The 24371-nt window shown below is 65.7% G+C and carries 26 protein-coding genes; 21 read left to right on the forward strand and 5 right to left on the reverse strand.

The genetic code is table 11. The annotated features are described in order from the left end of the window. Window positions 1–2: 2 nt before the first annotated feature. Window positions 3–1358 (reverse strand): 3-carboxy-cis,cis-muconate cycloisomerase, encoded by a 1356-nt coding sequence (locus J2R80_RS23520; protein WP_253639482.1) that lies wholly within the window; start codon window positions 1356–1358, stop codon window positions 3–5. A gap of 210 nt (window positions 1359–1568) precedes the next feature. Here J2R80_RS23520 and J2R80_RS23525 point away from each other — a divergent pair, with 210 nt between their 5' ends. The 9 genes from J2R80_RS23525 to J2R80_RS23565 all read left to right on the forward strand — a co-directional run bounded on the left by J2R80_RS23525 (window position 1569) and on the right by J2R80_RS23565 (window position 9048). Then, the gene (locus tag J2R80_RS23525) at window positions 1569–2015 is read left to right on the forward strand and encodes a carbon monoxide dehydrogenase subunit G (protein WP_016840413.1); all 447 of its coding nucleotides are present in this window, start codon (window positions 1569–1571) and stop codon (window positions 2013–2015) included. A gap of 155 nt (window positions 2016–2170) precedes the next feature. Further along, entirely contained in the window at window positions 2171–2656 is a 486-nt protein-coding gene (locus tag J2R80_RS23530) for a (2Fe-2S)-binding protein (RefSeq protein ID WP_028336799.1), read from the forward strand. Between the two features lie 36 nt (window positions 2657–2692). Further along, a complete protein-coding gene (locus J2R80_RS23535) occupies window positions 2693–3499 on the forward strand; it encodes a xanthine dehydrogenase family protein subunit M (RefSeq protein ID WP_253639483.1) in 807 nt (268 codons plus the stop codon). 48 nt (window positions 3500–3547) lie between these two features. Next, window positions 3548–4453, forward strand: coding sequence for a MoxR family ATPase (locus J2R80_RS23540; protein WP_253639484.1), 906 nt, complete (start codon window positions 3548–3550; stop codon window positions 4451–4453). Between the two features lie 105 nt (window positions 4454–4558). Continuing rightward, window positions 4559–5761, forward strand: coding sequence for a VWA domain-containing protein (locus J2R80_RS23545; RefSeq protein WP_076828517.1), 1203 nt, complete (start codon window positions 4559–4561; stop codon window positions 5759–5761). Window positions 5762–5790: 29 nt separating this feature from the next. Continuing rightward, window positions 5791–6114, forward strand: coding sequence for an XdhC family protein (locus tag J2R80_RS23550; protein WP_018272401.1), 324 nt, complete (start codon window positions 5791–5793; stop codon window positions 6112–6114). Between the two features lie 2 nt (window positions 6115–6116). After that, a complete protein-coding gene (locus J2R80_RS23555; RefSeq protein ID WP_057018431.1) occupies window positions 6117–6818 on the forward strand; it encodes an XdhC family protein in 702 nt (233 codons plus the stop codon). Beyond that, a complete protein-coding gene (locus J2R80_RS23560; protein ID WP_076828520.1) occupies window positions 6815–8419 on the forward strand; it encodes an NTP transferase domain-containing protein in 1605 nt (534 codons plus the stop codon). The genes J2R80_RS23555 and J2R80_RS23560 overlap by 4 nt, the downstream gene beginning before the upstream one ends. A 278-nt stretch (window positions 8420–8697) precedes the next feature. Then, the gene (locus J2R80_RS23565) at window positions 8698–9048 is read left to right on the forward strand and encodes a DUF4189 domain-containing protein (RefSeq protein WP_371852140.1); all 351 of its coding nucleotides are present in this window, start codon (window positions 8698–8700) and stop codon (window positions 9046–9048) included. A 45-nt stretch (window positions 9049–9093) separates the two neighbouring features. Here the strand turns inward: J2R80_RS23565 and J2R80_RS23570 are convergent, their stop codons facing one another. Further along, on the reverse strand, window positions 9094–10311 hold the full coding sequence (locus J2R80_RS23570) for an FAD-binding oxidoreductase (RefSeq protein ID WP_076828522.1): 1218 nt from the start codon (window positions 10309–10311) through the stop codon (window positions 9094–9096). Between the two features lie 310 nt (window positions 10312–10621). On the opposite strand from J2R80_RS23570, the gene J2R80_RS23575 reads away from it, so the two are divergent. Next, entirely contained in the window at window positions 10622–11032 is a 411-nt protein-coding gene (locus tag J2R80_RS23575; RefSeq protein ID WP_076828524.1) for a DUF2000 family protein, read from the forward strand. A gap of 28 nt (window positions 11033–11060) precedes the next feature. Here the strand turns inward: J2R80_RS23575 and J2R80_RS23580 are convergent, their stop codons facing one another. Next, a complete protein-coding gene (locus J2R80_RS23580) occupies window positions 11061–11849 on the reverse strand; it encodes a DUF4239 domain-containing protein (protein ID WP_028352348.1) in 789 nt (262 codons plus the stop codon). Window positions 11850–12200: 351 nt separating this feature from the next. Here J2R80_RS23580 and J2R80_RS23585 point away from each other — a divergent pair, with 351 nt between their 5' ends. The 6 genes from J2R80_RS23585 to J2R80_RS23610 all read left to right on the forward strand — a co-directional run bounded on the left by J2R80_RS23585 (window position 12201) and on the right by J2R80_RS23610 (window position 18363). After that, on the forward strand, window positions 12201–12935 hold the full coding sequence (locus J2R80_RS23585) for a TetR/AcrR family transcriptional regulator (protein WP_076828528.1): 735 nt from the start codon (window positions 12201–12203) through the stop codon (window positions 12933–12935). Continuing rightward, window positions 12932–13717, forward strand: coding sequence for an HlyD family secretion protein (locus J2R80_RS23590; RefSeq protein WP_038388292.1), 786 nt, complete (start codon window positions 12932–12934; stop codon window positions 13715–13717). The genes J2R80_RS23585 and J2R80_RS23590 overlap by 4 nt, the downstream gene beginning before the upstream one ends. After that, on the forward strand, window positions 13714–14673 hold the full coding sequence (locus J2R80_RS23595; RefSeq protein WP_076828530.1) for an ABC transporter ATP-binding protein: 960 nt from the start codon (window positions 13714–13716) through the stop codon (window positions 14671–14673). The genes J2R80_RS23590 and J2R80_RS23595 overlap by 4 nt, the downstream gene beginning before the upstream one ends. A gap of 18 nt (window positions 14674–14691) precedes the next feature. Then, window positions 14692–15855 carry an ABC transporter permease gene (locus J2R80_RS23600; RefSeq protein WP_076828531.1) on the forward strand — a complete coding sequence of 388 codons (1164 nt, stop codon included), beginning with the start codon at window positions 14692–14694 and terminating at the stop codon, window positions 15853–15855. 112 nt (window positions 15856–15967) lie between these two features. Next, window positions 15968–17281 carry an adenylate/guanylate cyclase domain-containing protein gene (locus J2R80_RS23605; protein WP_253639485.1) on the forward strand — a complete coding sequence of 438 codons (1314 nt, stop codon included), beginning with the start codon at window positions 15968–15970 and terminating at the stop codon, window positions 17279–17281. 164 nt (window positions 17282–17445) lie between these two features. Beyond that, a complete protein-coding gene (locus J2R80_RS23610) occupies window positions 17446–18363 on the forward strand; it encodes a PhzF family phenazine biosynthesis protein (protein WP_076828533.1) in 918 nt (305 codons plus the stop codon). Here J2R80_RS23610 and J2R80_RS23615 read toward each other — a convergent pair. Together J2R80_RS23615 and J2R80_RS23620 are read right to left on the reverse strand one after the other, a co-directional pair. Continuing rightward, window positions 18360–18821 carry a DUF488 family protein gene (locus tag J2R80_RS23615; RefSeq protein WP_057018441.1) on the reverse strand — a complete coding sequence of 154 codons (462 nt, stop codon included), beginning with the start codon at window positions 18819–18821 and terminating at the stop codon, window positions 18360–18362. The genes J2R80_RS23610 and J2R80_RS23615 overlap by 4 nt on opposite strands. A gap of 10 nt (window positions 18822–18831) precedes the next feature. Then, window positions 18832–19665, reverse strand: a complete 834-nt coding sequence (locus J2R80_RS23620) for a DUF72 domain-containing protein (protein WP_076828565.1) — start codon at window positions 19663–19665, stop codon at window positions 18832–18834. Between the two features lie 139 nt (window positions 19666–19804). Between J2R80_RS23620 and J2R80_RS23625 the strand changes: the two genes are divergently transcribed. The 5 genes from J2R80_RS23625 (at window position 19805) to J2R80_RS23645 (ending at window position 24116) form a co-directional block, all read left to right on the forward strand. Continuing rightward, window positions 19805–20176: a hypothetical protein gene (locus tag J2R80_RS23625; RefSeq protein WP_028339943.1), complete on the forward strand. Its 372-nt coding sequence runs from the start codon at window positions 19805–19807 to the stop codon at window positions 20174–20176. 67 nt (window positions 20177–20243) lie between these two features. Beyond that, window positions 20244–20450, forward strand: coding sequence for a hypothetical protein (locus J2R80_RS23630; protein ID WP_057018442.1), 207 nt, complete (start codon window positions 20244–20246; stop codon window positions 20448–20450). A gap of 248 nt (window positions 20451–20698) precedes the next feature. After that, on the forward strand, window positions 20699–21832 hold the full coding sequence (locus tag J2R80_RS23635; protein ID WP_076828534.1) for a glycosyltransferase family 2 protein: 1134 nt from the start codon (window positions 20699–20701) through the stop codon (window positions 21830–21832). 7 nt (window positions 21833–21839) lie between these two features. Then, window positions 21840–23342 (forward strand): glycosyltransferase family 39 protein, encoded by a 1503-nt coding sequence (locus J2R80_RS23640; RefSeq protein WP_253639486.1) that lies wholly within the window; start codon window positions 21840–21842, stop codon window positions 23340–23342. Between the two features lie 78 nt (window positions 23343–23420). Further along, complete coding sequence (locus J2R80_RS23645) at window positions 23421–24116, forward strand: DUF899 family protein (RefSeq protein WP_076828538.1); 696 nt, start codon at window positions 23421–23423, stop codon at window positions 24114–24116. Window positions 24117–24371: the final 255 nt, after the last annotated feature.

A 24371-nucleotide genomic window follows, 5' to 3' on the forward strand; every position in this document is an offset into this window, starting at 1 on the left:
CGCTATTTGTGATCCAGTGAAGCCAGCAGGCGGTCGATCAGCGCTTGCGAGGCGCCCTGATAGGCCATCGGCTCGAACAGCTCCGCGATTCGTTTCGCGTCGAGATGCGCGGTGATCTTGGCGTCCGCCGACAGCACCTCGCGCAGGTGCTTCTTCTCCGCGACCGCGCGCTTGCTGGCGGCCTCGATCAGATGATGGGCGTCGCTCTTTCCGATCTTGTCGGCGAGCGCAAAGGTGACGGCTTCCGCCATGATCAACCCTTGAGTCGCATCGAGATTGACGCGCATCCGCGCCGCATCGACCTCAAGCCCTTCGGCGAGATCGACGATGGCAGCAAGCGCGCCCGAGGTTACCAGCATCAGGCCCGGCAAGGTCGGCCATTCCGCATGCCACGGACCGGCGCTGCGCTCATGATCCTGCACCTGCGCGGCGAAGATCGTCGCGGCGAGATTCGGCGCCATGGTCGCAGCCCCCAGCGCGCTCGCGGCGGCGACCGGATTGCGCTTGTGCGGCATGGTGGAGGAGCCGCCGCGGCCGGCGCCGGCCGGCTCGAAGGCCTCGCCGACATCGGTCTGCATCATCAGCGACACGTCGCGCGCGATCTTGCCGCAGCTGCCGGCGAGGATGGCGAACACCGACGCGGCCTCGGCGATGCGGTCGCGATGGGTATGCCAGGGCGCATCCGGCAGCGGCAGATCGAGCTCTCGCGCAAGGGCGGCGGCGACCGCCAGCCCCTTATCGCCGAGCGCGGCGAGCGTCCCGGCGGCGCCGCCGAATTGCAGCGCCAGCGTCTCGCGGCGCAGGCGCAGCAAGCGCTTGCGGGAGCGATGCAGCGCCGCGGCATATTCGGCGAGTTTGAGGGCGAACGGCATCGGCAGCGCATGCTGCAGCCAGGTCCGCGCCACCACGGCGGTGTTGCGATGGGCGCGCGCAAGCCCGGCGAAGCCGGCGACGGCGCGGTCGAGGTCGGCCAGCAGCGCGTCGATCCCCGCACGCAACGACAGCATGGTCGCGGTGTCGATGACGTCCTGGCTGGTCGCGCCCCAATGCACGTAGCGCGCCGCCTCGGCGTCCGCCCTGGCGACATTGGCGGTCAGGGCCTTCACCAGCGGGATCGCCAGATTGCCGGACCGCGTCGCGGCGTCGGCCAGCGCGGCCAGGTCGAATGATTCGGCCTTGCAGGCGGCGCCGATTGGTCCTGCGCCAGCTGCGGGAATCACCCCGCAGGCCACCTCGGCGCGGGCCAGCGCGGCCTCGAAATCCAGCATGTTCTGCAGCGTAGCGGCGTCGTTGCACACCGCGCGCATCGCGGCGCTCGACAGCATCGGCGCAAGCAGGGGAGAAAGGGCTGTGCTCATGGCCGGCGACCTAACCACTGTCGCGCGTCGATGCCAATGCCCCGGGGCTGCCTGCATTTTCAACACCGGGGATTGCGCGATTTCGTGAACGATCGGCTTGGCTTGCTGCGGTTGCGAATATGCATCGCTCATCCTCCGAAGGTGCCCTTTCCTTTGCGCCCCGGCTGCTTTACTTGGGGGAAAAGGTTCTAGCGATCGAGGAGATCCCCCATGGCCATGACAATGACCGGCGAAGTCCAGCTTGCAGCGCCGCGCCAGGCTGTGTGGGACAAGCTCAACGATCCCGAAGTGTTGAAGGCCTGCATTCCCGGCTGCGAAGAGCTGGAGAAGACCGACGAGGGCGGCTTCCGCGCCACCGCCAAGATGAAGGTCGGCCCGGTCTCCGCCCGCTTCAAGGGCAAGGTCACCTTGAGCGATCTCGACCCGCCGAACGGCTACAAGATCTCAGGCGAAGGCGAGGGCGGGGTCGCCGGCTTTGCCAAGGGCGGCGCCACCGTGGGCCTTGCAGACAAGGATGGCGGTACGCTTCTGAGCTACAATGTGGAGGCGCAGATCGGCGGCAAGCTCGCCCAGCTCGGCCAGCGCCTGATCAACGGCGCCGCCAAGAAGCTGGCCGATGAATTCTTTGCAAATTTCGCCAAGGCGGTGCAGGGTTAGCCTCGCCTTTCGGCTGGATTATTCAGGTCCGGCCATGTCCTGGATGGGTGGCTCGAAAGGTTGCCCATCGCGGGGCGCGCCCATATTATGCCGTCTGGAATGATTTAAAACCGCCTGCTTCGCCGATATGCGGTGGCGCAGATAAGAGAGTGCTGATGGCCAAGATTTCAATGATCGTGAACGGCAACCCCGTGAACGCGAATGTCGACCCCCGTACCCTTCTGGTCCAGTTTCTGCGCGAAAACCTGCGGCTGACAGGCACCCATGTCGGCTGCGACACCTCGCAGTGCGGCGCCTGCGTCGTGCATCTGGACGGCAGGGCGGTGAAATCCTGCACGACGCTTGCGGTGATGGCCGACGGTCACGAGGTCAAGACCATCGAGGGGCTGGCGGCCGATGGCGCGCCGCTGCATCCGATGCAGGAGGCCTTCCGCGAGCATCACGGCCTGCAGTGCGGCTTCTGCACGCCGGGCATGATCATGACCGCGGTCGACCTGGTCCATCGCAAGGGCCACGAGCTCTCCGACGAGGTGATCCGCGAGGAGCTGGAAGGCAATCTGTGCCGCTGCACCGGCTACCAGAACATCGTTGCTTCGATCGCCGCCGGCGCCAAGGCGATGGCGAAGTCGGACCTCGCCTAGTCAGCAATTCATCGCGAGCGCGATCAGGACATTCCAATGTACGAATTCAAATATCACCGTCCCGGCACCGTGCGGCAGGCCGCCAATTTGCTGGTGAAGAACGAGGACGCCAAGCTGATTGCCGGCGGTCACACGCTGGTGCCGGTCATGAAGCAGCGGCTCGCCAGCCCGCCGCATCTGGTCGATCTCTCCCACATCGAAGGTCTCGATACGATCGAGATGAAAGGCCGCTCGCTGGTCATTGGCGCCACCGCCAAGCATGCCGAAGTCGCGAACTCCGCGGTCGTGGGCGAGGCGGTCCCGGCGCTGGCCGAGCTTGCCGGCCTGATCGGCGATCCCGCCGTGCGCCACCGCGGCACCATCGGCGGCTCGCTCGCCAACAACGACCCGACCGCCGACTATCCGGCCGCGGTGCTGGCGCTGGGCGCGACCATCGTCACCAACAAGCGCCGCCTCAAGGCCGAGGAATATTTCCAGGGCCTGTTCTCGACCGCGCTGGAGGCCGACGAGATCATCACCAAGGTGATGTTCCCGGTGCCGAAGAAGGCGGCCTACGTCAAGTTCCGCAACCAGGCCTCGCGTTATGCGTTGGTTGGCGTGTTCGTGGCCAAGCGTCCGTCCGACGTGCGCGTCGCGGTCACCGGTGCGGGCTCCGACGGCGTCTTCCGCGTCACTGCGTTCGAGGACGCGCTGAAGAAGCGCTTCTCGCACAAGGTGCTCGACGGCATCGCAGTTTCGGCTGACGGGCTGAACAGCGACCTGCACGGCAGTGCAGAATACCGCGCGCATCTGATCGGCGTTTTGACGCGCCGGGCGGTGGAAGCCGCGAACGCCAAGGACTAAGTACCAAGGCGTGACTTTGCTGACCTCTGTTCGAAGACTGGCTGTTCCATGAGTGCATCGGCGTTACCCACTTCCGTCGATGCGCTCGAGGATCTCCTGACCTCGCGCGGCTACCTCGCCGAGCGGTCGCTCGCGACCGTGACCTATCTCGCGCTGCGGATGGGCCGGCCGCTGTTCCTCGAAGGCGAGGCCGGTGTCGGCAAGACCGAGATCGCAAAAGTGCTGTCGGCGGCGCTCGGGCGCAAGCTGATCCGCCTGCAATGCTATGAAGGCCTCGACGTCGCCTCCGCGGTCTACGAGTGGAGCAGTGCGGCGCAGATGATCGCGATCCGCCTTGCGGAGGCTTCCGGCGATACCGATCGCGACCAGCTCGCCAGCGACATTTTCGCCGAACGCTTCCTGATCAAGCGGCCGCTGCTGCAGGCGCTCGAGCCCGATGTCGCGGGTCCTCCGGTGCTGCTGATCGACGAGCTCGACCGCGCCGACGAGGCGTTCGAGGCGTACCTGCTGGAAATCCTCAGCGACTTCCAGGTCACGATTCCCGAGCTCGGCACCGTGAAGGCGCCGGCGCCGCCGATCGTGATCATCACCTCGAACCGCACGCGCGAGATTCATGACGCGCTGAAGCGGCGCTGTCTCTATCACTGGGTTGATTATCCCACAGCCGAGCGCGAGCTTGCGATCGTCAAGTCGCGGGTGCCGAACATCTCCGCCAAGCTGTCGCAGCAGGTCGTCCGCTTCGTGCAGGCGCTGCGCAACCAGGATTTCTACAAGTCGCCGGGCGTCGCCGAGACCATCGACTGGGCCATCGCGCTGTCCGAGCTCGACGCCCGCTCTCTGACCCCGCAGGTCGTCGGCGACACGCTGGGCGCGCTCTTGAAGTATCAGGACGACATCGCGCGCATGCAGGGCGATGCGTTGCAGAAGACATTGAAGGAAGCGACGAGCGACTAGCCGTCATTCCGGGGCACGCGAAGCGTGAACCCGGAATCTCGCGCCGCAATCTCCAGATTCCGGATCCGCACTTCGTGCGGTCCGGAATGACGAGGCCAAACAACAATGGCGATCAACCACCTCGCGCCTCCGACCGGCCACATGGCCGACAACGTGATTGGCTTTGCCCGCGCGCTGCGGGCGGCCGGGCTTCCCGTCGGGCCGGGCTCGGTGATCGATGCGCTCGACGCGCTGCAGCTGATCGAGGTCGGCCACCGCTCCGATTTCTACGCCACGCTGGAAGCGATCTTCGTCAAGCGCCACGAGCACGCGCTGATCTTCCGCCAGGCCTTTATGCTGTTCTTCCGCGCCGCCGAGGAGTGGAAGAGCATGCTGGATTCGGTGCCGCTGCCGGACCACGCCAGGAAGAAGCCGCCGCCGGCCTCGCGCCGCGTCCAGGAGGCGATGGCGCAGCCGGCGCGGAGCGAGGAGCGCCCGCAGGCCCAGGAGCAGGAGCTCAAGCTCTCGGTCTCCGACAAGGAGATCCTGCAGAAGAAGGATTTTGCGCAGATGACCGCGGCGGAGATCGCCGAGGTGACGCGCGAGATCGCCAAGATGCGGCTGCCGCAGGCCGAGCTCGTGACCCGCCGCTACCAGCCGGATGCGCGGGGCCTGCGGCTCGACATGCGCCGCACCGTGCGCAACTCGCTGCGCACCGGCGGCGAGATCATCGACATCCGAAAGCTCGGCCGGATCGAGAAGCCGGCGCCGATCGTGGCGTTGCTCGATATCTCCGGCTCGATGAGCGAGTACACCCGCCTGTTCCTGCACTTCCTGCACGCCATCACCGACGCCCGCAAGCGGGTCTCGGTGTTCCTGTTCGGTACCCGCCTGACCAATGTGACGCGCGCGTTGCGGGAGCGTGACCCCGACGAAGCGCTGGCGAATTGCTCGTCCGCGGTCGAGGACTGGGCCGGCGGGACGCGGATCGCGACCTCGCTGCACAGCTTCAACCAGCTCTGGGCCCGCCGGGTGCTCGGGCAGGGCGCCATCGTCCTCCTTATATCCGATGGACTAGAACGGGAGGCTGATGCCAAACTGGCCTTCGAGATGGACCGATTGCACCGTTCCTGCCGCCGCCTGATCTGGCTCAATCCGCTGCTGCGCTACTCCGGCTTTGAGGCCAAGGCGCAGGGCATCAAAATGATGTTGCCCCACGTTGACGAATTTCGCCCGGTGCATAACTTGACGTCCATCAAGGGCTTGATCGGGGCGCTGTCATCCCCGCCGCCGGCGCACCACCGCAGCCTGATCCGCTCCGTAGCCTAAGAAGCCTGACCCGATAGCAGGAGGCCACCATGCTGAACCGCGACGAAGACATCCTGCAGGCCGCCGAGACCTGGCAGAAGGAGGGCCATGGCGTGGCGCTTGCCACCGTGGTCGAGACCTGGGGCTCGGCGCCGCGCCCGGCCGGCTCGAGCCTGGTCATCAATGACGACGGCACCTTCCTCGGCTCGGTCTCCGGCGGCTGCGTCGAGGGCGCCGTCGTGACGGAAGCGCTCGACGTCATCGCGAGCGGCCAGCCAAAGATGCTTGAATTCGGCGTTGCCGACGAGACGGCCTGGAATGTCGGCCTGTCCTGCGGCGGCACCATCCGCGTCTTCGTCGAGAAGGTTGGTTAGCCGTGAAACTCGAGATCCTGAAAGAGCTGAACGCCGAGCGCGCCGCGCGCCGCCCGGTGATCATCGTCACCGACACCGCCAATGGCGATCAGCGTCTGGTCAAGGCCGCGGACATCGCCGCCGATCCGCTGCGCGCCGAGCTTTCAAAGCAGCTGCGGATGGGCAAGAGCGGCAATGTCGAGGTCGGGACCAAGAAGCTGTTCCTCAATGTCTACGCGCCGACCGCAAAGCTCGTGATCATCGGCGCGGTCCATATCAGCCAGGCGCTGGCGCCGCTGGCGCGCTCGCTCGACTATGACGTCACGGTGGTCGATCCGCGCACCGCGTTTGCGAGCCCGGAGCGCTTCCCCGACGTGCCGCTGGTCGCCGAATGGCCCGACGTCGCACTGCCGCCGCTCAACGTCGATCACTACACCGCCTTCGTCGCGGTGACGCATGATCCGAAGATCGACGATCCGGCGCTGCTGCACGCCTTCGACCGCAACTGCTTCTATATCGGCGCGCTCGGATCGCGAAAGACCCACGCCAAGCGCGCCGAGCGGCTGCGCGCGCAGGGCGCCAGGGACAGCGACATCGCGCGCATCCACGCGCCGATCGGCCTCGATATCGGCGCGGTGTCGCCGTCGGAGATCGCGGTCGCGATCATGGCCGAGATCACCGCGCAGCTGCGCTTGCCCCCCAAAGAAAAAGAAGAAGCGGCATGAAATTCGGTCCCGCCAGTCCGGCCGACGCGATTGGCGGCGTCACCGTGCATACCCTCCGCCAGGGCGCGCTGGTGCTCAAGAAGGGCACCACGATCGGCCTCGCCGAGGTCGAGGCGCTGACCAAGGCGGGCGTCGACGAGATCGTCGTGGTGCGGCTCGACGAGGGCGACGTCTCCGAGGACGCCGCGGCCGCCAGCATCGCGCAGGCGGTGGCCGGCGACGGCGTCAACGTCGAGCGCGCCTTCACCGGCCGCGCCAATCTGTTCGCGGCCCGTCCCGGTGTGCTGGTGATCGATCGCGCCGCGGTCGACCGTATCAACGACGTCGACGAGGCCATCACCTTCGCAACGCTCGCCGCGTTCAAGCCGGTGGTCGAAGGCGAGATGATCGCGACCGTCAAGCTGATCCCGTTCGGCGTCGAGGGGCGCTTACGCGATGCCGCCGTCGCGGTCGCCGGCAAGGATACGCTGCGGATCGCGCCCTATGTGATCCAGAAGGTCGGCGTGGTCTCGACGCTGCTGCCGGGTCTTGCGCCGAAGGTGATCGACAAGACGCTGCGCGTCACCGCCGAGCGGCTCGCGCCGGCCGGCGCCACCATCATCGCCGAGCGCCGCGTGCCGCATGACGAGACGGTGCTCGCCGCCTCGATCAAGGAATTGCTCGGCTTAGGGGCCGAGCTCGTCATCGTGTTCGGCGCGTCCGCGATCGCCGACCGTCGTGATGTCATTCCTGCTGCAATCACCGAGATCGGCGGCGCGGTCGAGCATTTCGGCATGCCGGTCGATCCGGGCAATCTGCTGCTGATCGGCAGCGCCGGCGGCGTGCCGGTCCTGGGCGCGCCAGGCTGCGCGCGCTCGCCGGTCGAGAACGGCTTCGACTGGGTCTTGATGCGGCTGCTCGCCGGCATCAAGGTGACGCGATCGGATCTCACCGGCATGGGCGTCGGCGGCCTGTTGATGGAGATCGTGACGCGGCCGCAGCCGCGCACGGTGCCGGACACCGAAGGCAACCGCAACGTCGCCGCGATCGTGCTTGCCGCCGGCCGCTCGACCCGGATGGGCGGCCCGAACAAGCTGCTCGCCGAGCTCGACGGCAAGAAGCTCGCGCGCATCGTCGCCGAGCAGGCGCTGGCCTCGAAGGCTTCCGAGGTGATCGTGGTCACCGGGCATCAGGCCGAGCTGGTCGAGCAGGCGCTCGATGGCCTCAAGGTCAAATTCGTCCGCAACCCGGATTTCGCCGGCGGCCTCGCCAGCTCGGTGAAGGCGGGCATTGCGGCGGTGTCCGACAGCGCCGACGGCGCGATCGTCTGCCTCGGCGACATGCCGCTGATCGATGCGAAGCTGATCGATCGCCTGATCGAGACCTTCGCGCCGGACCGCGGCCATCTGATCGCGGTCCCGGTCAGTGAGGGCCGCCGCGGCAATCCGGTGCTGTGGTCGCGGCGCTTTTTCAAGGAGCTGATGACGCTCGACGGCGACATCGGCGCGCGTCACTTGATCACCAAGCATGCCGAGGTAGTCGCCGAGGTCCCGGTCGACGGCGACAGCGCCTTCCTCGACATCGACACGCCGCAGGCGCTGGAAGCGGCAAGACAGGGCTGAACATTCTCCGCGTCGTCCCGGCGAAGGCCGGGACCCATTACCACCAATCGTTGTTGTTGGTGGGACAGCGGCCAGAGCCTCGCGCAATCATCACCATCGGTGGCTATGCGTCCCGGCCTTCGCCGGGACGACGAGTGGATAGAATTCGCTCTCAACCCGTCATTCACCATCTGGAAACGACCCCTGCGTACAGTCCGCGCCGGGCTTTGGGGGATTTCCGCTTGATCATTTCGACCGCCGTCGCGCAGCGTCGCGCGTTGACGATTCTCGTCCTGACATTGCTGCTCGGCGCCACGCGTTTCTCCGTGGAAACCTTCGTGCCCAAGGCGCGCGCGGCCGGCGCGTTCGCGGTCGGCAAGTGCGGGGCCTATGGCCAGGCCTACGACTATCCGGCGGAAGGCGCGGCGCGCGCCGCCGCGCTGAAGCAGTGCAAGGGCGATTGCACCACCGTCACCATGAAGCGGGCCTGCGCCGCGCTCTCGATCGACATGAAGAATCCCTGCGGCGCCCATGGCTATGCCGTGGCGCCGAAGATCTCGAGCTCGCTCAATGCCGCGACCAGGAAGTGCTACGACTATGGCGGCAAGGAATGCGTGATCCGCGCCTGGGCCTGCGACGCCAAGGGGTAAGGCAGTCGCCGCAATCCGCCTGGTGGGCAAAGCGCGCTGCCGAGTTCAGACGGCGCCATAAAAGTGCCGGTATTGCCAGGCGGCGTCGCGCTCCAATTGGTCTTCGGACCACGATTGGTCTTTGAACCGCATGACCGACATCGGCGATAGATCGATGGGCGGCTTGCCGTCCACGATCCAGGCCGCAAGCGCCTCGCCGACGGTCGGCGAGATCGACAGACCGGCGACGTTGCACCCGCTCGCAAAATAGAAGCCGGTCACGCCGGCGGCCGGACCGAGAATATGATGGCCGTCGGCGGTCATCGTCGGAATGCCGCCGCGAAACTCCCGCACCTTGGCGGTTTGCAGGAACGGGAGCTGGTCCTTGACCTCATCGGCGGCTGCATGAAGCACGCCGATATCGAGCGGCATGTCCTTGACGTCGAAGCCGGCCCCAAGCGACTGCATATCGAAGAAGCGCGGCGTTTCCTCGTAGACACCCCACAGGAAGCCGCCCTGACATGGGCGGGCATACACCGCAGCGTCCATGATGCGGATCATCGGCAGGTCGGCACGGACGCCATCCAAAGGCTCGGTGACGATCAACTGCTGCCGGGTCGGCACCAGCGGCACGCGGATCCCGCTCGCCTCCGCGACCTGCCGCGTCCACGCGCCGGCCGCATCGACGACAACCGGACTTTCAATGACGCCGTTCGCGGTGGTCAGGCCGATCACGGTGCCGCCGACGATGTTGACGGCGCGCACGTCGGTCTTCGGCAGCAAGATTGCACCGTTGGCCGCCGCGGCTGTGGCGAAACCGACGGCAACCTGCGCCGGGTCGAAATACCGGTCGTCGCCGATCCGCATCGCCGCAACGACGCCCGTCGGCTGCAAGAACGGATTGAGACTGCTCGCCTCTTGCGGAGAGATCAGTTCGACGTCGAGGCCGGTGCGGCGTCCGCGCGCGAAATCGTCCTCGATCACTTCGGCGTCCTGTGGCCGGCGCGCAATCTTGAGGCTGCCCGAATGCACCCAGTCGAGCGGCTGGCCGGTTTCTTCCGTGAACGCCTCGATCTTGCGGCATGCGTCCTTGATGAGGCCAATCATCAAGTCGCTCTTGCGCGCACAACTCACCATGCCTGCCGCGCGGGGCGAGGTTTGCGATCCGATCTCATGCTTGTCGACAAGGGCGACGCTGAGACCTCCACGCTTGCTCAGGTAATAGGCTGTGGCCGCGCCCAATCCGCCCGAACCAATAACAACAACATCGGCCTTGCTGATCATGATGCAATGCCCTGAAATATGCTGATGGTCATCGAACGCCCGAAGCCTACTACGCGGCGCAGGAGCTGACTATCGCTTTCCGTCCCGGCAGGGATCGGGCCCTTGCGACGTGGCACGACTAGCGGTCGACGTGTGGGTTGAGCTTCTTCGCCGCAGCGATATCAGCTTCGCCAGCCGCGACGTCGCCCTTCAGGCGGGCAGGGTCCGCCCGTGGGTTGCTCAAGAAACTAACGTCAGCGCCTGGCGGGCAGATGAGGGATGCGCGGTCAGAACTGGCGTTTGTCGTCAACCTGCGGATAGATTTATCGCCATGCAGTTCGACACCAAGATCGCGGTCGTGATCCGCACCGACTTGGAAGTCTGGCAGAAGCTCAACGTGGCGTCGTTTCTTGCCGGCGGCATCGCGGCTTCCTTCCCCGAATGTATCGGCGAGAATTACCAGGACGGGTCGGGGACCAGATATCTCTCTTTGATCGGCCAGCCGATCCTGATCTACGGCGCCGACGGGCCCGCGCTGTCGCGGGCGCTGGAGCGCGCGCTGGCGCGCAACGTGCAGCCGGCGCTCTACACCGAGGACATGTTCAAGACCACGCATGACGCCGCCAACCGCGAGGTGGTGAGGGCGGTCGCGCGCAGCGAGCTCAACCTGGTCGGCCTCGCTATTCGCGCCGAGCGCAAGGTGGTCGACAAGATCCTCGATGGGCTGAAGTTTCACACCTAGCGGACAGCGCGCGTGTGCGGTCCGGCGCTTATCGGCTCGCCTCCTTGTCCGGCATGATCTGCAGCAACGGCGTCGGCGCAATCGATATCTGGCCGGTGAATGGTCGATCATGCGCGGCAATCAGCAGAACCGATGTGGCCACGCCGGTCGCGAATAGTCCCATCGCGATGGCGGATCCCAACCGGTTGTCGCAGTGAACAAGGGCAATGACCAATAGCTCGCAGATGGCCTGAAGGTAGAGGCACCACCATTTGATCGAGTCGACTTCCGTCTGGCTGACGATGATCCGTTGTCGTCGCGCATCGAGTGCCGAATTCAGATTGGTGATGATCTCGTGCTGCGTCGTCTGCTGGCCCGGGTTTTGCGCGGGCGTTGATACGACAAGCCGCAACGCCGCGGTCAGCGCAGGAGGAGCTGCCTTGAGCGATGCAGCCTGGCGCGCCATCATCGGCCATTCCACGGCGACCGTTTCCTCGACGTAGTCGCGAACGAGGCCGCGCAGGCGCGCCTCCTGCTCCGGCGGCAGGCCGCCGGCGAGCAGGATGACCGCCCGCAACGAACTGGCTTCGCGGCTCACCGCCGCGGTGGCGCGGTCGCTGTCACTCCAGACCTGTGCCGCGGTGAATGCGACAAACAGGCCGAAAAGGATGCCGAGCACCGGCAACATGCCGGGAGAGATCGATTTGAAAGACGTTGCGCGCTCCTTGGTCGACAGGATCGCAACGCCTGCGAAAATGAGAATGGCAACAAGGTAGGTGAAGCCGAAGACGATGAAGGCCATCCACGGCACAGAAAGGTTGTGTAACCAATCGCTCATTGGTGTTCCCCCAGCGGACCGCTTGTATCAAATTCCCCCCAATCTCGCCGGGGAGAGCACGAAGTGAGCCGTAGCGCATCGCGCAGGGAAAGCCGGATTGCTCCGGTTACACCTGTGGTGCCACCCCTGTGCCTTTTTGTTGCACAGGGCCCGCGGGTGCGATCGGCACCCGGCTTTCCCAGCGCCCACTGTTCCCCATAGGGCGGACATAAGCAGCAAATTCGGGCATTTGCGCCGCGAGATCGCGAATCTATGCGCACCCTGAGGGGCCGGGAAGGCCGACAGGAACGCTTCCGGCCGGCAGGCGTTTTCTCTGAACATATTGACAATGACTGACTGGTCAGTCATATTATGGCCATGACAAAGCGCATCGAAAAGACGACCCGCTCCCGGCCCGCCAAGCGCCGGACCACCGCGATCCGGGCTGCCGCGGCGAGGATCCCGAAGGTGGCCTCGGCAAAGCTGCCCGAGGCCAAGCCTGCTGCGAACCGCGCCGAGAAATCGGCGGAGCGGCGCGCTGCGATCGTCGAGGCGGCGATGGACGAGTTCATTGCGCGCGGCTTCGCCGCGACGCGGCTCGACGATGTCGCCAGGCGGGCGGGCGTCGCGAAGGGCACGCTCTATCTGTACTTCAAGGACAAGGAGTCGATGTTCGAGGAGTTGATCCGCACCGCAGTCGTGCCCTTGGTCAATCGCATGGCCGCGCCGCCCACCATCACCGGCCCGGTGCGCGATGCGGTGGAGAGGTTTGCCGAGACCTTCATCCGCGAGATCGTGTCGACCCGGCGCGGCGACATCGTCCGTTTGATCGTCTCCGAAGGGCCGCGCTTCCCGACGATCGCCGACTTCTATTTCCGCGAGGTGGTGTCGAAGGGGATGGCCGCGATGCAGGCGCTGATCCAGCTTGCGATCACGCGCGGCGAGATCAGGCAGCGCCAACTCGCGCAGTTTCCGCAACTCGTCGTGGCGCCCGCGATCGTCGCGGTGATCTGGCAGGGCCTGTTTGCCCGGCACGCGCCGCTCGATGCCCTCGCGATGTTCAAGGTTCATCTCGATCTGATCTTCGGCGAACGGAGCAAGCCATGACCGGCTCGCGCATGATGAAGCTCGTGACCGCAGTCGTGCTGGCGGCGGCGCTGGCCGGTTGCCAGGAGAAGCGTGATCCCGGCTTCCAGGGCTGGGTCGAGGCCGACATGATCTTCGTCAGCCCCGATGAATCCGGCCGCGTCATCAAGCTCAATGTGCGCGAAGGCGACGAGGTCAAGCCCGGCGATCTGCTCTATTCGGTCGACGACGATTTGCAGCGCGCCGATCTCAACCAGAACAATGCGACCCTCGCCAATGCGCGGCAGAGCTATGACCGCGCGGCCTCGCTGCGCGGCACCGGCGCCGGCACCCAGGCCAATCTGGATTCCGCGGTCTCGGCGCTGCGCGTCGCGGAGGCGCGGGTCAACACCTCGCAGACCCGGCTCGACCGTCGCAAGGGCTTTGCGCCGATCGCGGGCTCGATCCAGCAGATCTATTTCCGCGAGGGCGAGATGGTGCAGGCGCAGCGCCCGGTGCTGTCGATCATGCCGCCCGGCAACATGAAGCTGCGCTTCTTCGTGCCGGAGGCCGAGCTGCCGAAGCTTGCGCTCGGCGACGAGGTGAGGGTGACCTGCGACAATTGCGCCGCCGACCTCACGGCAAAGATCTACTTCATCGCCACCACGGCGGAGTACACGCCGCCGGTCATCTACAGCCTCGATGAGCGCAACAAGCTGGTCTATCTGATCCAGGCGCGGCCGAGCCGGCCCGATGTGCTGCGCGTCGGTCAGCCGATCAGCATCTACCTCAATCCCAAGACGCCGGTGGCGGAGCGCAGATGAACGGCGGCTCCACCAGCGCGCGGTCCGACGCACCCTCCATCGCGATCGATGTGAAGGGGCTGACCAAGTCGTTTGGCGGACGCGAGGTCGTCCATGACCTGTCGATGCAGGTCAAGCGCGGCTCGATCTACGGCTTCCTCGGTCCCAACGGCAGCGGCAAGACCACGACCATCCGCATCCTGTGCGGCCTGCTGACGCCCGACAGCGGCGAGGGCACCTGCCTCGGCTACGACATCCGGCGCGATGCCGACAAGATCAAGCGCAAGGTCGGCTACATGACGCAGCGCTTCAGCCTCTACCAGGATCTGTCGGTGCGCGAGAATCTCGAATTCGTGGCGCGGCTCTATGGCATGCCGGACGCGCGCGGCGCCGCGGCCGACATGATCGCGCGGATCGGGCTGAAGGGCCGCGAGGAGCAGCTCGCCGCCAACCTTTCCGGCGGCTGGAAGCAGCGGCTGGCGCTCGGCGCCTGCACGTTGCCCAATCCGCAATTGCTGCTGCTCGACGAGCCGACCGCCGGCGTCGATCCCAAGGCGCGGCGCGATTTCTGGAACGAGATCCACGCGCTCGCCGCCGAAGGCCTCACCGTGCTGGTCTCGACCCATTACATGGACGAGGCCGAGCGCTGTCACGAGATCGCCTACATCGCCTACGGTCATCTCTTGGCCCATGGCACGGTGGACGAGGTGATCGCGGCGTCCGCGCTGTCGACCTGGACGGTGACGGGCGAGGATTTCAACGGCCTGATGGCCGAGCTCACGGACAAGCCCGGCGTCGACATGGTGGCGCCGTTCGGCACCAGCCTGCACGTCTCCGGCCGCGACAAGGCGGCGGTCGAGGCCGCGATCGCGCCCTATCGGGACAATTCGAAGTGGCATTGGCAGGCCAGCGAGCCGTCGCTCGAAGACGTCTTCATCGATCTGATGGGGCGCTCCAAGGATAATTTCCAAGGATAATCTCCAGGGATAATTGCGATGAGCGCAACGGAATCGATCCAGAACAGCGAGGCGAGGGAGCCGGCGTTCGGCTTCTGGCGGCGCAGCTACGCGATGCTGGTCAAGGAGTTCATCCAGCTTCGCCGCGACCGCGTCTCTTTCGCCATGATCATCATGCTGCCGGTCATGCAGCTGACGTTGTTCGGCTACGCCATCAACACCACGCCGCGCAATCTGCCGACCGCGGTGCTGACCCAGGAAGACAGCGATCTCGGCCGTTCGATCCTGAAGGCAATGGAGAACACCGCCTATTTCCATTTTGTCCGCGAGGTCCACACCGTCGAGGAATTCGACGAGCTGCTGCAATCCGGCAAGGTGCTGTTCGGCGTCGAAATCCCGCGCGGCTTCGAGCGCGCGGTGCGGCGCGGCGACAGACCGGCGCTGCTGGTCGCCGCCGATGCCACCGACCCGGTCGCGTCGGGCTCGGCGCTCGGAGCACTCGGGCCGCTGGTGCAATCGGCGCTGGCGCATGATCTGCACGTCGGCGATCCCCCGGATATGCCGTTCGAAATCCGCGCCCACGCCCGTTACAACCCGGCGGCGGACTCGCGCCTCAATATCGTGCCCGGTCTGGTCGGAACTATCCTGACCATGACCATGCTGATCTTCACCGCGCTCTCGGTGACGCGCGAAATCGAGCGCGGCACCATGGAGAGCCTGCTGTCGATGCCGATCAAGCCGGTCGAGGTGATGTTCGGCAAGATCATCCCCTATGTGCTGGTCGGCTTCATCCAGGCCACGCTGATCATCGCCATCGGCATTTTGCTGTTCGGCGTGCCGGTCCTCGGCAGCCTCACGCTGCTGGCGCTGCTCACCACGCTGTTCATTACCACCAATCTGTCGATCGGCTACACCTTCTCGACCATCGTCCAGAACCAGCTGCAGGCGATGCAGCTCTCGATGATGTTCTTCCTGCCGAGCATCCTGCTGTCCGGCTTCATGTTTCCGTTCGCGGGCATGCCGGTCTGGGCGCAATATATCGGCGAGGGGCTGCCGCTGACCCATTTCGTGCGCATCGTGCGGGCCATCATGCTGAAGGGCGCGGCGATGCAGAACCTGCAATACGACACCGCCGCATTGGTCGCCCTGATGCTGTTCGCCATGACGATCGCGGTGACGCGCTTCCGCCGTACGCTCGATTGAGGCTATGATGGATGCCATCAATGATCGTCATTTCGGGGCGATGCGAAGCATCGAACCCGGAATCTCGAGATTCCGGGTTCGCTTCGCGCCCCGGAATGACGGGGTGGGAGGCATGGCGGAATCTTCGGACAAAAACAGCGTAGCGGCAGACACAACCGTATCCGCCGACTTCCATCACGCCCTGATGCGCGAGGTGATGACCACCGAGTTGCTCCGCATCAAGGTGCTGATCGCTACCGCCGCTGCCCTCGCGGCGATCAGTCTGCTGGTGTATTTCTTTGCGCCCGATGCGGTCAGCTGCGTCTGGCACGGCAACCTCAGCCCCGTCTACGTCTTCTACGTCACCATTCCGCTGATCCTGTTCGAGTTCTGGGTGCACGGGGCGATCAGCTGGCACATGCGCAAGGGGCGCGACCTGCCGGTGGTCCGGCGCTACATCGGCGTGCTCGTCGAGACGTCGCTGCCGACCGTCGTGCTGGCGCTGCACATGAATAGCATGGGGCCGCAAGAGGCGCTCGGATTCGTGGCGCCGCTGATCTATTTCGTCTTCATCATCCTGTCGACGCTGCGGCTCGACTTCTGGCTCTCGACCTTCACCGGCTTCGTCGCGGCGGTCGAGCTGTTCTATATGGCGGTGTTCTTCCATCCCTCGGGCGGCGGCGCGGCCGAGACCAGCATCTACTATCACGCCGCGCGCAGCGCGATCATCCTGATCTGCGGCATGCTGGCCGGCGCAGTCGGCATGCAGCTGCGCCGGCAGTTCGCGGCCAGCATCGCGGCCGCCACCGCGCGCGATCGCATCACCAACCTGTTTGGCCAGCACGTCTCGCCGCAGGTGGTCGAACGTCTGATGACGGAGGGGGCCGGCACCGGCAGCGACATCCGCCGTGTTGCGGTGATGTTCGTGGATTTCCGCAGCTTCACGGCCGGTGCGCGCACCCGCTCGCCGCAGGAGGTGGTCGACAGGCTCGATGGCGCCTTTGCCGTGCTGGTCGATATCCTCGATCGCCATGGCGGCATCGTGAACAAGTTTTTGGGCGACGGCTTTCTCGCGCTGTTCGGTGCCCCGTTCGAGACCAACGACGCCGCGCATCAGGCGGTCGCCGCCGCGCGTGAAATGCTCGCCGCGAACGAGCGCACCAACGCGGCGACGAGCTGGCCGCTGCGCATCGGCATCGGCGTCCACATCGGCGAGGTCGTCGCCGGCAATATCGGCTCGCCCCGGCGCAAGGAGTACACCGTGATCGGCGACACCGTGAATTTTGCCGCGCGGCTCGAGGCGCTGAACAAGGAGCTCGGCTCGCAGTTTTTAATTTCCTCCGCGGTGCGCGAGGCGCTCGGCGATGACTGCAAGGACGCGGTGTCGCGCGGCGAGATCCCGGTGCGGGGCTACGAGCACCCGGTGCACGTCTGGCAGTTGGGGTAGGCGGCGACGCTCACATGATCCGAGGCAATCACGCACGGCTCCTCAAGCCGCGCGAGCTGCCTGCATGTGACTTGCCCGCGATTGTACCGAGTGCTCTGAAGGGCATCGCTCGGGCCGTGGTACGGTGACGTCATCGGAATGACCGGAGCACGAGGACAAGCAGGATGCAGCGGCGCTATATCACCGTCGACGTTTTCACCGACCGCGCCTTCGGCGGCAACCCGCTCGGCGTGGTGCTCGACGCCGAAGGGCTCTCGACCGAAGAGATGCAGGCGATCGCGACCGAGTTCAACTATTCCGAGACGACCTTCGTGCTGCCGCCGCAGGACAAGGTCAACGACGCCCAGGTTCGCATCTTCACGGTGCGCTCGGAAATTCCGTTCGCCGGCCATCCCAATGTCGGCACCGCCTTCGTGCTGGCAAGCCGGGCCGCGAAGGCGCCGGCGCGCTTGAGGTTCGAGGAGAAGGCGGGCCTCGTGCCGGTCGAGATCCTGTCCGACGGCGGCAATGTGGTCGGGGCCGAGCTGACCGCGCCGCAGGCGCTACAGCGGACCAATGAGGTCAGCGCGGCCGCCGCCGCCGCGTGCCTGTCGCTGACGGCGGCTGATGTGAAGACCAATCGGCACGCGCCGCAGGTCGTCTCGGTCGGGCTGCCATTCCTGGTGGTCGAGATCGCCTCGCGCGAGGCGCTGAGGCGCGCCCGGCCGGATGCTGCGGCGTTCGCCAGGACGCTGGCCGAGATCGGCCGCGACGTGGTCTATTTCTACACGCGCGACGTGCCGGCGAGCGAGCAGCCGCTCGACCTGCAGGCGCGCATGTTCCATCCGGGCGCCAGCGGCCTGTCCGAGGATCCCGCCACCGGCAGCGCGACCGCGGCTTGCGCGGCGCTGCTCGCCGATATTGATCCCGCGCGCGATGGCGAATTGCGGCTGCGGATCGGGCAGGGCGTCGACATGGGCCGGCCGAGCCTGTTGCTGACGCGCGTGCGCAAGCAAGGCGGCGTGATCACTTCGGTGCATGTCGGCGGCGGCTGCGTGACGATGATGGAGGGAACGCTGAACGTGCCGGGCGAGGCAGGCTAGAGCTGCGGTGCCGCCAGGTTCTCGATCCTGACGCCGTCGCGCTCTTCAATGATCTCGGCGATCCATCGACGGTGGCAGTGCTGGTGGTCGCGCTCGTAGCAGAGGATGCAGACCGGGCCGGACTGCTTGACCAGCGCCGACAGCTCGTCGAGCTCTTCCTTGGCCTGCGCCGTCTTTAGGTGCGCCGAATAGATCTTGTGCAGCAGCGCATATTGCCCGCTGCGTGCCGCTTCCCGTCCGCTTTTCGGGGTGCCGAGACCGCGCAGATGGACGTAGCCGATGCCGCGCTCGTCGAGACCGGCGGCGAGCTGGGTCTTGGAGAAGCCGGGCCGGCGCGAGGAGGCGATGGCGCGGACGTCGACCAGCAGCTTGACGCCGGCCTGCTCGAGCTCGTCGAGCACCGCCTTCGACGGCGTCTGCTCGTAGCCGATGGTGAACAGCTTCCTGGCCTTCGCCATCGGTTCTCGCTCACTTCACCCGTTCGATCAGTTCCATCGCGCCGGCCGGCGCGCGGACCTTGCCCTCGTGGATCACATAGGCGAACACGTCGCGCGGCGCCTTCTTGGGCGCGGTCTTCTCGACCTTCGGCAGGTCGTCGGGCTCGCTGCCGGCGGCCCAGTCCTGAAACCGCTTGGCCCAGGCGTCGAGCTGCTTCGGCGGATAGCAGGTCTTCAATTCGTCATTGCCCTTCTGCAGCCGCGCATAGACGAAGTCGCTCGCGACGTCGGCGATCGCCGGATATTTGCCGTGCTCGGCGAACACCACCGGTACCTCGTGCTCGCGAATCAGGGCGACGAATTCGGGCACGCAAAAACTGTCGTGGCGGACCTCGACGACGTGGCGCAGCGCGCGGCCGTCGAGCTTGCGCGGCAGCAGCTCGAGGAACTTGCCGAAATCGGCGCCGTCGAACTTCTTGGTCGGCGCGAACTGCCAGAGCACCGGCCCGAGCCGGTCCTTCAGCTCCAGCACGCCTGAATCATAGAACCGCTTCACCGAATCGCCGGCTTCGGCGAGCACGCGGCGGTTGGTGGCGAAGCGCGGCCCCTTCAGCGAGAAGATGAAGCCGTCGGGTACTTCGCTGGCCCATTTGCGAAAGCTCTCCGGCTTCTGCGAGCCGTAATAGGTGCCGTTGATCTCGATCGAGGTCAGCTTGGAGGCGGCGTAGGACAGCTCCTTCGCTTGCGCGAGCTTCTCCGGATAGAACACCCCGCGCCACGGCTCGAAGGTCCAGCCGCCGATGCCGATATAGATGTTGCCTGCGTCGGTCTTGGTTTTGGTCGCCTTGGTGGGAGCTTTGGCCACGACTGCACTCATCGTGAGGGAGGGAACAGGAAGCAAGACTAATCAAAATAATCGTGATTGGCCAGTTTGCCAGATCGGCACGGCGGCGCTTATCGTCGCTGTCGCTCTTCGCTACGATGCGCCGAAATGGAGAACAACAATGCGCATGCTGGTTGCGGCCGCCCTCTTGATCATGTCCTCCGCCGCCATATCCTCCGCTGCAATGGCCGATGAGGTCGACGATGCGCACAAGCTCGCGATCACCGGCCGCGACGCCTACTGGAATTGTCTCGCCCGCGAATATCCCCGCGACAGCAACAAGGCGATGTCCGACCAGGAGTTCACCTCGCTGATCGCCAATGTCTGTCCGTCGGAGCGGCAGAACTTCCGTGTGTCGCTGATCGACTTCCTGTCGCTGCAATTTCCGAAGCAGGACGCCGACGCGAATCTGACGACCGCCAACCGTGCGATCGAGCTCGCGCAGAAGGACATCGTGACCGCCTTCACCCGGCGCAGGGCCGCGGCCAAATAGGTTCCCAAATCCTGTTGCGGCCGGCCGATTTTTGATATCAATCCGCGCAGGCGAGGGGATCATCGGCATGAGATCACAATCGACGGCAGGTTTCTTGGGCGCACTGGTCGCGGCCGTCGCGCTGGCGGCGGCGTTCATCTACGGGCCGTCGCCGAGCCAGCTCCGTAACCCGACCCGGTCCGCCGCACAGCCGCAGGCGGCTCCAGCTGCCGAGGCCGCGCCGGCAGCCCCGGCGCCACGCGGCCCGGTGATCCGGGAAGTCCCGAACAACTAGCGCCTCCTGCGCCCCTTGCGGACCGCCTGGGACCTTCCTATCTTGCTTCCAACGGCGACGTTGCAGCTTCAGGGCTCCGGCGCCGGACGACCACGACATTGATTGGCTGCGCCGGATGTACGCGCGCCCCTTGTTCGTGGTCGTTGGCATTTTCAGGGGTGTTTTGCCCCGTTTTCCCGCTTTCCGAGCGTGCGTTTGGGTCGGCCTGCCTTGGCAGCGGGAGAGGCTGCGGCTATACGCTGGCGCTCATGAACCAAGCCATCAAGCCGAGCCCCGAAACCTCATCGCAGGCAGCAAGCTTGCCGCTGCTTTCGGTGGTCGTCCCGACCTTCAACGAACGCGACAATGTCACGGTGCTGTACCGCCGGCTCGACGCGATCCTGAAGGACGTGTCCTGGGAAGTCATCTTCGTCGACGACAATTCGCCCGACGGAACCTGGGACGTGGTGCGCGCGCTGGCGCGGAAGGATTCCCGCGTGCGCTGCATCCGCCGGATTGGCCGGCGCGGCCTGTCCGGCGCCTGCATCGAGGGCATTCTGGCCTCGAGCGCGCCCTATGCCGCGGTGATGGACGCCGACCTGCAGCATGACGAGACCCAGCTGCCGAAGATGGTGGCGCTGCTGCAGAGCGGCGAGGCCGAGCTCGTGGTCGGCAGCCGCTACATCGAGGGCTACAAGGCCGACGGCTTCAACAAGCAGCGCGCCGGTGCCAGCGCGTTCGCCACCGAGATCGCGCGCCGCGCGCTGAAGGTCGAGATCGCCGACCCCATGAGCGGCTTCTTCATGATCCGCCGCGACCGTTTCGAGCAGCTCGCGCCGCAGCTGTCGACGCAGGGCTTCAAGATTCTGCTCGACGTCGTAGCGACTGCGGAGGGCAAGCTGCGCGCGGTCGAGATTCCCTACACGTTCGGTGCCCGCCAGCATGGCGAGAGCAAGCTCGACTCCATGGTCGCGCTCGACTTCCTCGGTTTGGTGCTGGCGAAGCTGACCAATGATCTGATCTCGCTGCGCTTCATTTTGTTCGCGGCGGTCGGCGGGCTCGGCCTGGTGGTGCACCTCACCGTGCTGTTCATCGCGCTCGAACTGTTCAAGGCGCCATTCCCGGAGGCCCAGGCCACCGGTGCGATCGTCGCCATGACCAGCAATTTCATCCTCAACAATTTCCTGACCTATCGCGATCAGCGGCTGAAGGGCTTTGGCATCCTGCGCGGCCTGCTGCTGTTCTATCTGGTCTGCAGCGTCGGCCTGCTCGCCAATGTCGGCGTCGCGTTCTCGGTCTACGACCAGGAGCCGATCTGGTGGCTGGCGGGCGCAGCCGGCGCGCTGATGGGCGTGGTGTGGAATTACGCGATGTCCGGGCTGTTCGTCTGGCGCAAGCGATGACGGTGGCATGAACGCGGACGAGGCGCGGCTGGCCCGAAACACCGCGCTTGCGGTGTGCGCGCTGGTCGTGTTGCGGCTGGCCGCCGCTGCATGGACGCCGCTGACTTTCGACGAAGCCTATTACTGGATGTGGTCGAAGTCGCTCGCCGGCGGCTATTACGACCATCCGCCGATGGTGGCGGTGGTGATCCGGCTCGGCACCATGATCGCGGGCGATACGCCGTTCGGCGTGCGGCTGGTGTCGATCCTGCTCGCACTGCCGATGAGCTGGGCGATCTACCGGGCGGCCGAGATCCTGTTCGGCGGCCGGCGCATCGCCGCGAGCGCAACCATCCTGCTCAATGTCACGCTGATGGCCGCCGTCGGCACGCTGGTCGTGACGCCAGATGCGCCGCTGCTGGTCGCTGCCAGCCTCCTGCTGTACGCGCTGGCAAAGGTGCTGGAGAGCGGTCGCGGCGAATGGTGGCTTGCGGTCGGCGCCAGCGCCGGCGCGGCGCTGCTGTCGAAATACTCGGCGCTGTTCTTTGGTCCGGCGATCCTGATCTGGCTTGCGATGGTGCCGAAGCTGCGGCGCTGGTTTCTGTCGCCCTGGCTCTATCTCGGCGGCCTGGTCGCGCTCGGCCTGTTCAGCCCGGTCATCCGCTGGAATGCCGACCATCACTGGGTGTCGTTCATCAAGCAGATGGGCCGCGCGCGGATCGAGGATTTCCGGCCGACCTACATCGCCGAGCTGATCCCGACCCAGTTTGCGTTCGCAACGCCATTGGTCTTCATCCTCGGCGTGATGGGCCTCTACGCGCTCTATCGGCGCCGCGCCGGCGCGCTGGAGGCGCGCGTGCTGGTCAACACGATGTTCTGGACCATCGTCGTCTACTTCACCTGGCACGCATTGCATGCGCGGGTCGAGGCCAACTGGTTCGCGCCGGTCTATCCCGCCTTTGCCGTAGCGGCCGCGGTCGCGGCAGTCCAGGTGCAGTGGGCGCCGCGCGAGCAGCGCACGGTCGATTTCTGCCGCCGCTGGGCCGCGCCCCTCGGCGTCGTGCTGTTCGCGCTGCTGATCGTGCAGGCCAACACCGGTTTGCTCTCGGGCTACCGCCGCGACGCCACCGTGCGCAGCGTCGGTGTCGGCTGGCCGGAGCTTGCGGACGAGATCGAGGCGACCCGCGTGCGGACCGGCGCGAGCTGCGTGCTGGCGGCGGATTACGGCACCACCGGCTGGCTCGCCTTCTATCTCCCCAAGGGCACCTGCGTCGCCCAGCAGGGCCAGCGCATTCGCTGGGTCAACATGTCAGAGCCGAGCCCTGAGCAGTTGTCCGGCAAGCTGCTCTATGTGCATGAGGTCGAGCAGGCGATGCCGGCCTCGCTGCGCGACAATTTCGCCCATATCGAAACGGTGGCCGAAGCCAAGCGCATGCGGGGGCCGCTGACCATCGAGACCTACGCGCTCGACCTGCTGGAAGGCGCAAAGGGCGAGATCCTCGACCGTTCCTCGCCGCCGGAACTGCAATAAATCCTCGCCGTTGAGTGTCGGATCGTCCGGGGCCGGCTCGTCTTCCAGACAGCCCGTCAACCACGCGAGGTTCCAACCATGACCAGTTCCGTCCTCAAGCCCGCCACCGAGCTCGCCACGACCAATGTTAGGCGCTTTCCCAATGAGAGCGCCGAGTATCGCCGCGCCCGCCAGGAATTGCTCGTCGAAGAGATCGAGCTGCGCCGGCATATCGAGCGCGTCGCCGCGCTGCGCCGCGCATTGCCGCCGGGCGGCGAGGTGGCCAAGTCCTATGAGTTCATCGGAGAGGCCGGTGCGACATCGCTCGCCGATCTGTTCGGCAGCAAGCCGACCCTCATCATCTACAGCTACATGTACGGCCCGCAGCGCGAGAAGCCGTGTCCGATGTGCACATCGTTCATGGGCACGTGGGAGGAGAAGCTGCCCGATATCGAGCAGCGCGTGTCGTTCGTGTTCGTGGCGCGCTCGCCGATCGCACGCCTGATCGAGGCGAAGAAGGCGCGCGGCTGGACGCGTCACAGGATCTACTCGGATGCATCGGGCGATTACACGCGCGACTATGTCAACAAGGATGACAGCGACCTGCCGGGCTACAATGTCTTCACACGCCACAACGGCACGATCCGTCATTTCTGGGCCGGCGAAATGGGGGCGGGCACGATGGACCCCGGCCAGGACCCGCGCGGCGCGCCGGACATGGATCCGCTGTGGACCTTGCTCGACACGACGCCTGAAGGACGCGGCAAGGACTGGTATCCGAAGCTCAGCTACTGAGAGATGGTTTTTGCTCGATCCCCGCGCGATTACGGGGCGATCTGCAAGGAAATTCTCCCCTGAATATATTCCGGTATGCCGCGCTGGAGCGGCATACCGGAATGTCCCATGATGGGACAGAAAAGCCGCTTTGGCGGTCCAATGTCATCTTAAAAAAGCCCTACGCCACAGGCACTTCCCGCGCTGCAGGGGATCGCATCCGGTTAAGTCGCATTTAACTAAAAGTCGCCTTAATGGCCGTCTGTGCCCCCGCGC

Source organism: Bradyrhizobium sp. USDA 4541 (assembly GCF_024171085.1).
Taxonomy (GTDB): Bacteria; Pseudomonadota; Alphaproteobacteria; order Rhizobiales; family Xanthobacteraceae; genus Bradyrhizobium; species Bradyrhizobium australafricanum.

Excerpts from the sequence above, each read along its gene's own strand:
- J2R80_RS23535 (WP_253639483.1), top strand. The coding sequence starts at position 2,693 with ATGTACGAATTCAAATATCACCGTCCCGGCACCGTGCGGCAGGCCGCC.
- J2R80_RS23545 (WP_076828517.1), top strand. The coding sequence starts at position 4,559 with ATGGCGATCAACCACCTCGCGCCTCCGACCGGCCACATGGCCGACAAC.
- J2R80_RS23540 (WP_253639484.1), top strand. The coding sequence starts at position 3,548 with ATGAGTGCATCGGCGTTACCCACTTCCGTCGATGCGCTCGAGGATCTC.
- J2R80_RS23615 (WP_057018441.1), bottom strand. The coding sequence starts at position 18,821 with ATGGCGAAGGCCAGGAAGCTGTTCACCATCGGCTACGAGCAGACGCCG.
- J2R80_RS23530 (WP_028336799.1), top strand. The coding sequence starts at position 2,171 with ATGGCCAAGATTTCAATGATCGTGAACGGCAACCCCGTGAACGCGAAT.
- J2R80_RS23640 (WP_253639486.1), top strand. The coding sequence starts at position 21,840 with ATGAACGCGGACGAGGCGCGGCTGGCCCGAAACACCGCGCTTGCGGTG.
- J2R80_RS23575 (WP_076828524.1), top strand. The coding sequence starts at position 10,622 with ATGCAGTTCGACACCAAGATCGCGGTCGTGATCCGCACCGACTTGGAA.
- J2R80_RS23520 (WP_253639482.1), bottom strand. The coding sequence starts at position 1,358 with ATGAGCACAGCCCTTTCTCCCCTGCTTGCGCCGATGCTGTCGAGCGCC.
- J2R80_RS23590 (WP_038388292.1), top strand. The coding sequence starts at position 12,932 with ATGACCGGCTCGCGCATGATGAAGCTCGTGACCGCAGTCGTGCTGGCG.
- J2R80_RS23570 (WP_076828522.1), bottom strand. The coding sequence starts at position 10,311 with ATGATCAGCAAGGCCGATGTTGTTGTTATTGGTTCGGGCGGATTGGGC.
- J2R80_RS23525 (WP_016840413.1), top strand. The coding sequence starts at position 1,569 with ATGGCCATGACAATGACCGGCGAAGTCCAGCTTGCAGCGCCGCGCCAG.
- J2R80_RS23560 (WP_076828520.1), top strand. The coding sequence starts at position 6,815 with ATGAAATTCGGTCCCGCCAGTCCGGCCGACGCGATTGGCGGCGTCACC.
- J2R80_RS23645 (WP_076828538.1), top strand. The coding sequence starts at position 23,421 with ATGACCAGTTCCGTCCTCAAGCCCGCCACCGAGCTCGCCACGACCAAT.
- J2R80_RS23610 (WP_076828533.1), top strand. The coding sequence starts at position 17,446 with ATGCAGCGGCGCTATATCACCGTCGACGTTTTCACCGACCGCGCCTTC.
- J2R80_RS23605 (WP_253639485.1), top strand. The coding sequence starts at position 15,968 with ATGGCGGAATCTTCGGACAAAAACAGCGTAGCGGCAGACACAACCGTA.
- J2R80_RS23600 (WP_076828531.1), top strand. The coding sequence starts at position 14,692 with ATGAGCGCAACGGAATCGATCCAGAACAGCGAGGCGAGGGAGCCGGCG.
- J2R80_RS23630 (WP_057018442.1), top strand. The coding sequence starts at position 20,244 with ATGAGATCACAATCGACGGCAGGTTTCTTGGGCGCACTGGTCGCGGCC.
- J2R80_RS23550 (WP_018272401.1), top strand. The coding sequence starts at position 5,791 with ATGCTGAACCGCGACGAAGACATCCTGCAGGCCGCCGAGACCTGGCAG.
- J2R80_RS23625 (WP_028339943.1), top strand. The coding sequence starts at position 19,805 with ATGCGCATGCTGGTTGCGGCCGCCCTCTTGATCATGTCCTCCGCCGCC.
- J2R80_RS23635 (WP_076828534.1), top strand. The coding sequence starts at position 20,699 with ATGAACCAAGCCATCAAGCCGAGCCCCGAAACCTCATCGCAGGCAGCA.
- J2R80_RS23585 (WP_076828528.1), top strand. The coding sequence starts at position 12,201 with ATGGCCATGACAAAGCGCATCGAAAAGACGACCCGCTCCCGGCCCGCC.
- J2R80_RS23580 (WP_028352348.1), bottom strand. The coding sequence starts at position 11,849 with ATGAGCGATTGGTTACACAACCTTTCTGTGCCGTGGATGGCCTTCATC.
- J2R80_RS23595 (WP_076828530.1), top strand. The coding sequence starts at position 13,714 with ATGAACGGCGGCTCCACCAGCGCGCGGTCCGACGCACCCTCCATCGCG.